The organism is Cupriavidus sp. SIMBA_020, assembly GCF_046535395.1.
Lineage (GTDB): Bacteria > Pseudomonadota > Gammaproteobacteria > Burkholderiales > Burkholderiaceae > Cupriavidus > Cupriavidus campinensis.
This window is the reverse complement of the sequence record NZ_JAWRWU010000582.1, coordinates 1-272: the sequence shown is the minus strand read 5'-3', so window position 1 is coordinate 272 and position 272 is coordinate 1. Positions and strand designations below refer to the sequence as shown.

Here is a 272-nt window from a genome sequence, read left to right as displayed (position 1 = left end):
CTCCGATTCGGGCAGGTTAACATTCGGCGACGGATCCTCGTACCGTGGATATACCCTAATTCCGACCGAATTTTCTTCAGCCTCAGACCCGGAGACCTCCCATGCACGCCTCCCTGGAACTCATTGCCCAGCATCGTTGTTTCGGGGGGGCGCAGCGCTATTACCGCCATGAGTCGGCCGAGATCGGCCTGCCGATGCGGTTTTCGGTGTTCGTGCCGCCGCAGGCCGAGCATGGCCCGGTGCCAGTGCTGTTCTACCTGGCCGGCCTGACC

Annotated in this window: 1 pseudogene; it reads left to right on the top strand. The window is 62.1% G+C overall.

Going from position 1 to position 272, the window contains the following annotated elements:
- Window positions 1-101 precede the first annotated feature (101 nt).
- A pseudogene (locus SB751_RS30610) lies at window positions 102-272 on the top strand (S-formylglutathione hydrolase); the annotation flags it as partial.